This is a genomic window from Pseudomonas sp. 13B_3.2_Bac1 (assembly GCF_025466205.1).
GTDB lineage: Bacteria > Pseudomonadota > Gammaproteobacteria > Pseudomonadales > Pseudomonadaceae > Aquipseudomonas > Aquipseudomonas fluorescens_H.
Genome location: NZ_JANLOG010000085.1, coordinates 17,351 through 28,083 on the forward strand (window position 1 = coordinate 17,351; position 10,733 = coordinate 28,083).

At 61.3% G+C, this 10,733-nt stretch carries 10 protein-coding genes; 6 read left to right on the forward strand and 4 right to left on the reverse strand.

Going from position 1 to position 10,733, the window contains the following annotated elements; all coding sequences use genetic code 11:
• The first annotated feature begins 106 nt into the window (after window positions 1-106).
• Window positions 107-556, forward strand: a complete 450-nt coding sequence (locus NTD85_RS14275; protein ID WP_003229030.1) for a c-type cytochrome — start codon at window positions 107-109, stop codon at window positions 554-556.
• 178 nt (window positions 557-734) lie between these two features.
• Here the strand turns inward: NTD85_RS14275 and NTD85_RS14280 are convergent, their stop codons facing one another.
• From NTD85_RS14280 to NTD85_RS14295, 4 genes are all read right to left on the reverse strand, one after another.
• The gene (locus NTD85_RS14280) at window positions 735-1,130 is read right to left on the reverse strand and encodes a DUF1090 domain-containing protein (protein ID WP_103519780.1); all 396 of its coding nucleotides are present in this window, start codon (window positions 1,128-1,130) and stop codon (window positions 735-737) included.
• Window positions 1,131-1,225: 95 nt separating this feature from the next.
• Window positions 1,226-2,902 carry an NAD-dependent DNA ligase LigB gene (gene ligB / locus NTD85_RS14285; protein ID WP_262142457.1) on the reverse strand — a complete coding sequence of 559 codons (1,677 nt, stop codon included), beginning with the start codon at window positions 2,900-2,902 and terminating at the stop codon, window positions 1,226-1,228.
• A 235-nt stretch (window positions 2,903-3,137) separates the two neighbouring features.
• Entirely contained in the window at window positions 3,138-4,328 is a 1,191-nt protein-coding gene (gene metK / locus NTD85_RS14290; RefSeq protein WP_103485198.1) for a methionine adenosyltransferase, read from the reverse strand.
• An 18-nt stretch (window positions 4,329-4,346) separates the two neighbouring features.
• Window positions 4,347-5,342, reverse strand: coding sequence for an ArsR/SmtB family transcription factor (locus NTD85_RS14295; RefSeq protein ID WP_003229023.1), 996 nt, complete (start codon window positions 5,340-5,342; stop codon window positions 4,347-4,349).
• A 258-nt stretch (window positions 5,343-5,600) separates the two neighbouring features.
• On the opposite strand from NTD85_RS14295, the gene tkt reads away from it, so the two are divergent.
• The 5 genes from tkt to NTD85_RS14320 all read left to right on the forward strand — a co-directional run bounded on the left by tkt (window position 5,601) and on the right by NTD85_RS14320 (window position 10,643).
• Window positions 5,601-7,598 (forward strand): transketolase, encoded by a 1,998-nt coding sequence (tkt, locus tag NTD85_RS14300; protein WP_103519782.1) that lies wholly within the window; start codon window positions 5,601-5,603, stop codon window positions 7,596-7,598.
• 150 nt (window positions 7,599-7,748) lie between these two features.
• Entirely contained in the window at window positions 7,749-8,807 is a 1,059-nt protein-coding gene (epd, locus tag NTD85_RS14305) for an erythrose-4-phosphate dehydrogenase (RefSeq protein ID WP_103485200.1), read from the forward strand.
• Between the two features lie 26 nt (window positions 8,808-8,833).
• Window positions 8,834-9,997, forward strand: coding sequence for a phosphoglycerate kinase (locus tag NTD85_RS14310; protein ID WP_262142458.1), 1,164 nt, complete (start codon window positions 8,834-8,836; stop codon window positions 9,995-9,997).
• A 34-nt stretch (window positions 9,998-10,031) separates the two neighbouring features.
• Window positions 10,032-10,253 carry a hypothetical protein gene (locus tag NTD85_RS14315; protein WP_003229014.1) on the forward strand — a complete coding sequence of 74 codons (222 nt, stop codon included), beginning with the start codon at window positions 10,032-10,034 and terminating at the stop codon, window positions 10,251-10,253.
• A gap of 57 nt (window positions 10,254-10,310) precedes the next feature.
• Window positions 10,311-10,643, forward strand: coding sequence for an MliC family protein (locus tag NTD85_RS14320; RefSeq protein ID WP_064589596.1), 333 nt, complete (start codon window positions 10,311-10,313; stop codon window positions 10,641-10,643).
• Window positions 10,644-10,733 lie beyond the last annotated feature (90 nt).

Consider the following 10,733-nt stretch of genomic DNA (forward strand, 5'->3'; position numbering starts at 1 on the left):
CCCAAGTGCTCCATGCGCTCGGGCAACCCGTATTTTTAATAGGGCTATTGGTGTTTGTCGGCGACGCGAGGATACTGGCCGCCGAATTCCGTGACTTGAAGCCACCATGACTCTTAAAAGAATTTCTGTTGTATTGCTGGCCTGTCTGACCTTGTCCGCCTGTGGCGGTGTCGATCCGAATTCTCCGCTGGGGCAACGCAAAGCGATCTTCAAGCAGATGCTCAAGACCGGCGAAGACCTGGGCGGCATGTTGCGCGGACGCATTCCGTTCGACGGGCCGAAATTCACCGAGGGTGCAGTGAAGCTCGACGCGCTGTCCCATGAGCCGTGGAAGCATTTCCCGCAGGTGCGTGAAGAAGATCACACCAGCGCCAAGGACGATGTCTGGTCGCGTCAGGCACGCTTTCAGGAACTGGCCCGCAACCTCGAGGCCGCCACCGGTGAGCTGGTGACCGCCAGCAAGGTTCAGCCGTACAAGGCCAGTAACCTCGGGCCGGCGGTGCAGAAGGTTGAAGATGCCTGCAGCGCTTGCCATAAAGAGTTTCGGGATCATTGATTGTCTGAGACTGCTGGAAAACTGTGGCGAGAGATCTTGCTCCCGCTGGGCCGCGAAGCGGCCCCAACCCCATTCAACCGCGCTGTAACAGACTCAACTCGATTGAATGGGTTTGCGACGGCTGCGCCGCCGAGCGGGAGCAAGCTCCCTCGCCACAGGACATCGCCTTCAATAAGGGTTACTTGTCGATCTGGTCCAGCGCGTCCTGCAGTTCTTTGCGCGACTCGGCGAGCTTGTTCTTGCGCTTGTCGATCTTCTCCGGATCGCCTTTCTTCATCGCCTTGTCGAGATCGGCCTGGCGCTTGGTCACTTCGTGCTTGGCTTCCAGCACCTTGTTCTCGCGTTCTTTCTTCAGGCCGGCGTCAGTGCAATTCTTCGTCACTTCATCCAGGGCGGTTTGCAGGCCGGCCTGCTGATCGGTGTTGCCCCGGGACTTGGCCTGTTCGAGCTGATTGATGATGCCCTGCTTCTTGGCGGCGCAACCGGTCAGGCCCGGTGCATCTTCGTCGGCCATCACAGGCGCGGCCAGGACGCCACAGAGAGTCAGCAAGGCGAGCGGTGCAAGAAATTTCATAAAAGCTCCATGTGCAAAGGCAATCGGGTCGGGGGCACTGCGCTGTTTGAGCGTCTGACGGCCCTTGGGTTCCCGGCTGCCGGGGGATTGCGTGATCAGAAACCGTCGATTCCGGCGGCGCGTAATGTTTCACTCAGGGCCAGCACCTGCGGGTCGCGGAAGAATGCGCTCAATTGCGCCGCGCGGCCCGGGCCGATTCCGGCTTGTGCCTGCCATTGTTCGGTGTCGCGTTGCGCCAGCGCCTGCCACGAGTCGGCCAGTCGGGCCTGACCTGTCGGCGGCATGCCCAACGCTTTGAGCCACTGGGCGAACGGCCGTTGCCGGGCGCTGTGAAAGCTGTTGATCAGGCGTGCGCTGCTGCGCTCGCCGAAGCCGGCAATGTTAGCAAGCTCTGGCTCATCAAGGGTCAACCAATCCAGCAGGTTGTTCACGCGGCCTGTTTCCAGAAGTTTCTCCCAGGTGCCGCGCCCGACATTCTGCAGCGCCAGTCCTTGTTTACCACTGAGCCAGGTCAGTCGAGCGAGAAACTGGCTTTTGCATTCCGGCGTCGGTTGCCAGCAGCTCAGGGCATGAAAGTCGCGGGCGTCGGGGATCTCCAGATCGACGCGTTCGACACTGCGCAGCACCACACTGTCGAGTCGCGGAATGGTCAGTCCGGCCAGGCTGATGGCAACCTGATCGCCAGGACGAATGTCCAGCTCCTGCCAGCGCTTCAGCGAGCTGACGCTGACACGTTTGATCTGACGGTCATCGAGGGCAACGGGCTTCAGTTCCAGAACGGGGGTGATACGCCCGGTGCGACCAACTTTGAAATGGACTTTGCGCACCTGCGCCAAGGCCAGGGCGAACGGGTATTTCCAGGCGATGGCCCAATAGGGCGAGCGCGCCTGCCAGCGTTCGGCGGGAGGCCTCTGGCTTTGGCGCAGAACGATCCCGTCCGTGGCGAACGGCAGGGGTGAGCGATACCAGTGTTCGCGCCATGTCTGAGCCTCGGCGAAATGGCTGATCGGCTGGCTGTAAGGTGCGGTCGTGGCGAAGCCCAATGTCGCCAGCATGGAAATTCGATCCGGCAGTTCAATCGGCCCTTGCGGCCAGTCCCAGACGAACAGGCCGACCCCGGCCGCTTGTTCGGCACTCAAGGTTTTGCGCGCCATCAGGCCGGCAACGGTCGCACGGGCGTTGACGCTGCCGGAACTGGCCTGAACATGCTTGTCCAGGCGCCAATAGAGTTCGCCCTGGACCAGCAGATCCACCGGTCGTGTCAAGCGTTGGGGAATGGCGCTGATCTTCTGCGCGGAAGGAGTCCAGTCATGACCGTTGACCCCGTCGCCGCGACTGATCGCCTGCCGCAAGACGCCACCGCTATAGATCAGCGTCACGGCAACGCCATCCACTTTGGGTTGTACCCAGACATCCTTTCGATCCCGCAGCCAGGTTTCAATGGCCGATGCCTCGTGAATCTTGTCCAGGCCAGTGTGGGCGACCGGGTGCGCGACGGAGCCTGATGCTGTGCGCAAGGGGGCGGGCGCCGAGTGCCGCGCGAAGCACTGGCGCCATTCGATGAGTCGCAAGCGCGATTGATCGTAGAGCTCGTCGGCAATCAGCGAGCGGCCTTCGCGGTGGTAGGCGTCGTCCCATTGATCGATTTGCTTTTGCAGGGCCGAGACTTCTGTTTGCGCCTTGCTGGCTGACCAGTCCGGGCAGGCTGCGTAAGCGATCAGATGGGTGAAGCTCAGTAGAAGCGTTGAAAGCAGGCGCAGCGTGACAAGCATTTTGAGCGTCCTTGCTCAGGGGCAATGCTTGAAGGCTAGGTGAGGATTCAGAGAAGCACCGGGTGGGTGTTTTGCATGGTGTTTCCATGCTCAAACTCGTGTTGCCGGGACTGGCCTCTTCGCGGGCAAGCCCGCTCCCACAGGGTTCTTGATTGATATTGGAATGGTATTTCAGGCATGAAAAAGCCCCGCACGGCGCGAACCGTGCGGGGCTTTTTGTGCAGCCGGGGAGGGCTTACAGACCAGCGGCAGAACGCAGAGCGTCGGCGCGGTCGGTTTTTTCCCAGGTGAAGGTGGTGAAGGTGTCTTCGCCAACAGTCTTGGTCTGCGGAGCACGACCGAAGTGGCCGTAGGCTGCAGTTTCCTTGTACATCGGGTGCAGCAGATCGAGCATGGTGGTGATCGCGTATGGACGCAGGTCGAACACTTCACGCACCAGTTTGATGATCTTGTCATCGCTGATCTTGCCGGTACCGAAGGTGTTCAGCGAGATCGAAGTCGGTTGAGCGACACCGATGGCGTAGGACACCTGGATCTCGCAACGCTCGGCCAGGCCGGCAGCCACGATGTTCTTGGCAACGTAACGGCCAGCGTAGGCAGCCGAACGGTCAACCTTCGATGGATCTTTACCGGAGAACGCGCCACCGCCGTGACGGGCCATGCCGCCGTAGCTGTCGACGATGATCTTGCGACCGGTCAGACCGCAGTCACCTACCGGGCCGCCAATGATGAACTGGCCAGTGGGGTTGATGTGGAACTGGGTGTCCTTGCTCAGCAGTTCGGCAGGCAGTACGTGCTTGACGATCAGCTCCATCACGCCTTCGCGCAGGTCTTTGTACGACACTTCAGGGTTGTGCTGGGTCGACAGTACGACGGCGTCGATACCGACAACCTTGCCGCCTTCGTAACGGCAGGTCACTTGCGACTTGGCGTCTGGACGCAGCCACGGCAGCAGACCCGATTTGCGGGCTTCGGCCTGACGCTGCACCAACTGGTGCGAGAAGGTGATCGGAGCCGGCATCAAAACGTCGGTTTCGTTGCTGGCGTAGCCGAACATCAGGCCCTGGTCGCCGGCGCCCTGATCTTCAGGCTTGGCACGGTCAACACCCTGGTTGATGTCTGGGGACTGCTTGCCGATGATGTTCATCACGCCGCAGGTCGCGCCGTCGAAGCCGACTTCGGAGCTGGTGTAGCCGATGTCGCAGATCACGTCACGAACGATCTGCTCCAGGTCGACCCAGGCGCTGGTGGTCACTTCACCGGCGACGATGGCTACGCCGGTCTTGACCAGGGTTTCCACGGCAACGCGTGCGTGTTTGTCCTGGGCGATAATGGCGTCCAGCACCGCATCGGAAATCTGGTCGGCGATTTTGTCCGGATGCCCTTCGGACACGGACTCGGAGGTGAAGAGGGAGTATTCGCTCATCTCGATGTTTTCCTGAATTTACCGATGGTGAGTGTCGCCAGCCGGCCGCTGAAAGTGGCGAACCTGGATCTGGAAACCATTACGTAAGCCTACATAGAGGCTGTCCCCGGGAACGAGTCCCGCAGCGGTGGCCCAACGGGCCAAATCGTCCTGTTCAAACCCCAACCACAGATCACCGCAGGCCTCCCTGGCCCAACTCTGGTTGTGGCTACATAACTCTGTCACGAGCAGGCTACCGCCCGGTTGCAGCAGGCCGGCCATGTGCTTGAGCGCTTCGGCCGGCGCGGCGAAATGGTGCAACACCATGTTCAGTACCACGCAATCGGCCTGAAGGCTGGAGCCATTCAATGCATCGGCCAATTGCAGGCTGACGTTAGCCAGCCGTTCACGTTCACATACCTGACGCGCCAGTTCGAGCATCGCCGGGCTGTTGTCCAGCGCGGTTACGGTGCCGAAGCGACGGGCCAGTTCCGGCAGAAAAGCACCATCGCCGGGGCCGACTTCAATGGCCGTGGCAGCACCATTGAAGTTCAGTTTGTCGAGCAGGGCCAGCACGCTGTCGCGGTACTGCGGCAGGCCTGCGATCAAGTCTTGCTGGGCGCGAAATTTCTCTGCGACCCGAGCGAAAAATTCCTGGCTGGCCGCTTCACGTTGCCCGTGAACCTGGGCGATACGCGCTTGCACGTCCTCTGGCAGCGCCAGATTGTCGACTTCTTCTAACAACGCTGCGTGCAGTTTACCGCCCAGCAATTCGGTGTGAGGCAGGGCGCGACGATAGAAAATCGCGTTGCCTTCGCGGCGCGTTGCCACCAGATCGGCCTGGGCCAGCACCTTCAGGTGGTGGCTCATGCCGGACTGACCGATACCGAAAATCTGCGCCAGCTCCAGTACACCGAACGAATCGTTGGCCAGCGCGCGCAATACATTCAGGCGCAGCGGGTCGCCGCCGGCCTTGCACAGGGCCGCCAGCTCGTCGCAGTCGTCATGGCGAATGGAAGGCACGCGTAAGTTCATAGGGCCAGCAGTCTAGTGACGGCGGGAAATCGCCGCAAGGGCAATATCAAAAAGTTTTGATATTGCACGATAGATGGCACTTCTCACTGGCTGGTTAACTCTACAAACGAACAGCGGAAAGGTTTCACCAGGCGAATCCACTGTTAACCATGGGAAAAACGCCTCCGTATGACTATCTGTCATTGCCCCGAGGCGCTCCGGTGAGGGAAAATGCCCTCCTTTTTTCCGTTTCAATTATTCACACCCAGGAGATCAGCGATGCCTAGCCGTCGTGAGCGTGCCAACGCCATTCGTGCCCTCAGCATGGATGCCGTGCAAAAAGCCAACAGCGGCCATCCCGGTGCCCCCATGGGTATGGCAGATATCGCCGAAGTACTTTGGCGCGACTACCTCAAGCACAACCCGAGCAACCCGTCGTTCGCCGACCGTGACCGCTTCGTGCTGTCCAACGGCCACGGCTCGATGTTGATCTACTCGCTGCTGCACCTGACCGGTTACGACCTGTCGATCGACGACCTCAAGCAGTTCCGTCAGCTGCACAGCCGCACCCCGGGTCACCCGGAATTCGGCTACACCCCGGGCGTCGAGACCACCACCGGCCCGCTGGGTCAGGGTCTGGCCAACGCTGTGGGTTTTGCCCTGGCAGAAAAAGTGCTGGCCGCGCAGTTCAACCGTCCTGGCCACGACATCGTGGATCACCACACCTACGTGTTCCTCGGTGATGGCTGCATGATGGAAGGCATTTCCCACGAAGTCGCTTCCCTGGCCGGTACCCTGGGCCTGGGCAAGCTGATCGCCTTCTACGATGACAACGGCATCTCCATCGACGGCGAAGTCGAGGGCTGGTTCACCGACGACACCCCGAAGCGTTTCGAAGCCTACAACTGGCAGGTGATCCGCAACGTCGACGGTCACGATCCGGAAGAGATCAAGACCGCCATCGAAACTGCGCGCAAGAGCCCGCTGCCGACCCTGATCTGCTGCAAGACCACCATCGGTTTCGGTTCGCCGAACAAGCAGGGCAAGGAAGATTGCCACGGCGCGCCACTGGGTGACGCCGAAATCGCCCTGACCCGCAAGGCGCTGAACTGGAACTACGGCCCGTTCGAAATCCCGGCCGACATCTATGCCGAGTGGGATGCCAAGGAAAAAGGTCGCGCCGCCGAAGCCGAGTGGGATCAGCGTTTCGCTGCCTACTCCGCGGCGTTCCCGACCGAAGCCAACGAGCTGATCCGTCGTCTGAGCGGCGAACTGCCGGCTGACTTCGCTGAAAAAGCCTCGGCCTACATTGCTGAAGTGGCTGCCAAGGGCGAAACCATCGCCAGCCGTAAAGCCAGCCAGAACACCCTGAACGCGTTCGGCCCGCTGCTGCCGGAACTGCTCGGCGGTTCGGCTGACCTGGCCGGTTCCAACCTGACCCTGTGGAAAGGTTGCAAAGGCGTCAACGCTGAAGACGCCAGCGGCAACTACATGTACTACGGCGTGCGCGAATTCGGCATGACCGCAATCATGAACGGCGTGTCCCTGCACGGCGGCCTGGTGCCTTACGGCGCGACCTTCCTGATGTTCATGGAATACGCGCGCAACGCAGTGCGCATGTCGGCGCTGATGAAGAAGCGTGTGATCCATGTCTACACCCACGACTCCATCGGTCTGGGCGAAGACGGCCCGACGCACCAGCCGATCGAGCAACTGACCAGCCTGCGCACCACGCCGAACCTCGACACCTGGCGTCCAGCCGACGCCGTGGAATCGGCGGTGGCCTGGAAAAACGCGCTGGAGCGTAAGGACGGCCCATCGGCGCTGATCTTCTCGCGTCAGAACCTGCAGCACCAGGAACGCGATGCCGGCCAGATCGCCGACATCAGCCGCGGTGGCTACGTGTTGAAGGACTGCGCAGGCGAGCCTGAGCTGATCCTGATCTCCACCGGTTCGGAAGTCGGTCTGGCCGTTCAGGCCTACGACAAGCTGACCGAGCAGGGCCGCAAGGTGCGCGTGGTTTCCATGCCTTGCACCAGCGTGTTCGACGCTCAGGACGCTGGCTACAAGCAATCGGTTCTGCCGCTGCAGGTCAGCGCCCGTATCGCGATCGAAGCGGCTCACGCCGACTTCTGGTTCAAGTATGTGGGTCTGGAAGGCCGCGTTATCGGCATGACCACCTACGGCGAATCGGCTCCGGCTTCGGCACTGTTCGAAGAGTTCGGCTTCACCCTGGAAAACATCCTGGGTCAGGCTGAAGAACTGCTGGAAGACTGATCTGGAAAAGATGTCGTCTGAACTGACGCCTTCGCGAGCAGGCTCGCTCCCACATTGGAATGCATTTCCCTGTGGGAGCGAGCCTGCTCGCGAAAGCGTTGGTTCAGGCAACATCGCACTACCCGATTCACCACGGTAATCGAGAACCCCATGCCTCAACCGCGTCCCTACAAAGTTGCACTCAACGGCTACGGCCGGATTGGTCGTTGCGTCTTGCGTGCATTGTTTGAGCGAGGGGCGAAGGCAGGGTTTGAAATTGTCGCGATCAACGATCTGGCGGACATGGCCAGCATCGAGTACCTGACACGCTTCGACTCCACCCACGGCCGCTTTCCCGGCGAAGTGCGAGTAGAAGGCGATTGTCTGCATATTAATGGCGACTGCGTGAAGGTCTTGCGCAGTGCCACCCCCGAAGGCATCGATTGGGCCGCTCTTGGCGTCGATCTGGTGCTGGAGTGCTCTGGCGCCTATCACACCCGTGAAGACGGCCAGCGTTTCCTCGACGCCGGCGCGCCACGCGTGCTGTTCTCGCAGCCGATGGCCAGCGAGGCGGATGTCGACGCCACCATCGTCTACGGCGTCAATCAGGATTGCCTGACCGGCGCCGAACTGCTGGTGTCCAACGCCTCCTGCACCACCAACTGCGGCGTGCCGCTGTTGCGTCTGCTGGACAAGGCGATTGGCCTGGATTACGTGTCGATCACCACGATTCACTCGGCAATGAACGATCAGCCGGTGATCGACGCCTATCACCACGAAGACCTGCGCCGCACCCGTTCGGCGTTCCAGTCGGTGATCCCGGTGTCCACTGGTCTGGCGCGTGGCATCGAGCGCCTGCTGCCGGAACTTGCCGGGCGAATTCAGGCCAAAGCCGTACGCGTGCCGACGGTCAACGTGTCCTGCCTCGACATCACGATGCAGACCGCCACCGCGACCGACGCGAACGAGGTCAACCGGATCCTGCGCGAGGCCGCCACCAATGGCCCGCTCAAAGGTCTGCTGGCCTACACCGAGTTGCCGCATGCCAGCTGTGATTTCAACCATGACCCACATTCGGCCATCGTCGATGCCAGTCAGACCCGTGTTTCCGGCCCGAAGCTGGTGAACATCCTGGCCTGGTTCGACAACGAATGGGGTTTTGCCAACCGAATGCTGGACGTTGCAGAACACTATCTGCAAACAGCGATTTCAAAAAAACCTGCTCTCTAAGAACAGCTACTCAGGAAGTGCGACCCATGACCGTGTTGAAGATGTCCGACCTCGATCTGCAAGGTAAGCGCGTATTGATCCGCGAAGACCTCAACGTCCCAGTTAAGGACGGTGTTGTCACCAGCGATGCGCGTATCCTGGCTTCGCTGCCGACCATCAAGCTGGCCCTGGAAAAAGGCGCGGCGGTGATGGTGTGTTCGCACCTGGGCCGTCCGACCGAAGGCGAGTTCTCCGCCGAGAACAGCCTCAAGCCAGTCGCCGAATACCTGAGCAAGGCCCTGGGTCGCGAAGTGCCGCTGGTGGCCGATTACTTGGGCGGCGTTGACGTCAAGGCCGGCGACATCGTGCTGTTCGAAAACGTACGCTTCAACAAGGGCGAGAAAAAGAACGCCGACGACCTGGCCCAGCAATACGCCGCCCTGTGCGACGTGTTCGTGATGGACGCCTTCGGTACCGCGCACCGCGCCGAGGGTTCGACCCACGGCGTGGCCAAGTTCGCCAAAGTCGCCGCTGCCGGCCCGCTGCTGGCCGCTGAGCTGGACGCACTGGGCAAGGCGCTGGGTGCACCGGCCAAGCCAATGGCCGCGATTGTTGCCGGCTCCAAGGTGTCGACCAAACTCGACGTACTCAACAGCCTGAGCCAGATCTGCGATCAACTGATCGTCGGTGGCGGCATCGCCAACACCTTCCTGGCTGCTGCCGGTCACCCGGTCGGCAAGTCGCTGTACGAGCCGGACCTGCTGGACACCGCACGCGCCATCGCCGCCAAGGTCAGCGTGCCGCTGCCGGTGGACGTGGTCGTCGCCAAGGAATTCGCGGAAAGCGCCGAAGCCACCGTCAAGCTGATCGCTGACGTGGCTGCTGACGACATGATTCTGGACATCGGCCCGCAGACCGCGGCCAACTTCGCCGAACTGCTGAAATCGTCGAAAACCATCCTGTGGAACGGCCCGGTCGGCGTGTTCGAATTCGACCAGTTCGGCAACGGCACCAAAGTGCTGGCCCAGGCCATCGCTGACAGCGCGGCGTTCTCCATTGCCGGCGGTGGCGACACCCTGGCGGCCATCGATAAATATGGCGTGGCTGAGCAAATCTCCTACATTTCCACCGGTGGTGGCGCGTTCCTCGAATTCGTCGAAGGCAAGGTGCTGCCGGCCGTTGAAGTTCTGGAAAGCCGGGCCAAGGCCTGAGGCCGCCCGTTTGGCCAGGCAAAGGAGTGGTTACATGGTCAAGTCGTTAGTGCTGTTGTTGCTGACCGGTACATTGGCGGCCTGCGGGAGTAACCCTAAGGCCGAGGCGACACCTGCGCCGGATGCGGTGCAGAAAGGCTGCTACCAGGCCGACTGGCAGGCCGAAACCAACCCGGTGCTGAACAAGCGCTCGGGGCCGGATGGCCTGGACAAGTACGAGACGCAAACCCCGGCCAAGGAACATGGTTGTCCTTGACCGGTCTGACTCTTTAACTCAGGGCTGGCGGCGTGCGCCGTCAGTCGAGGAACACGGATGAAAGGCTTGATCGCCATTGCGGCGTTGGCATTGTTGGGCGGTTGCGCGCAGATGAATCTGTTTCAGTCGTCCGCCCCTGCTGACAACTGGACGACATGGACCTGCGACAGCCAGGCCAAAGTGCTGTGGCGCTACACCGATGCCAGCCAGAAGGAAGTCGATGTTCGACTGGGCGGCGGTGATCAGGTCTATCGCCTGAAAGAAGAACCGGGCGCCTCGGGCGTTCTGTACAGCGACGGCATGCTGGCGTTTCACGTCAAGGGTGATGAAGGCCTGGTGTACTGGGTCGCCACCAATGACCTGATCGGCCGCGGCTGCAAGGCGCAGTAATTGACACACCGCAGGCCCATTGTAGGAGTGGGGGGGGGGGGGGGGGGGGGGGGGGGGGGGGGGGGGGGGGGGGGGGGGGGGGGGGGGGGG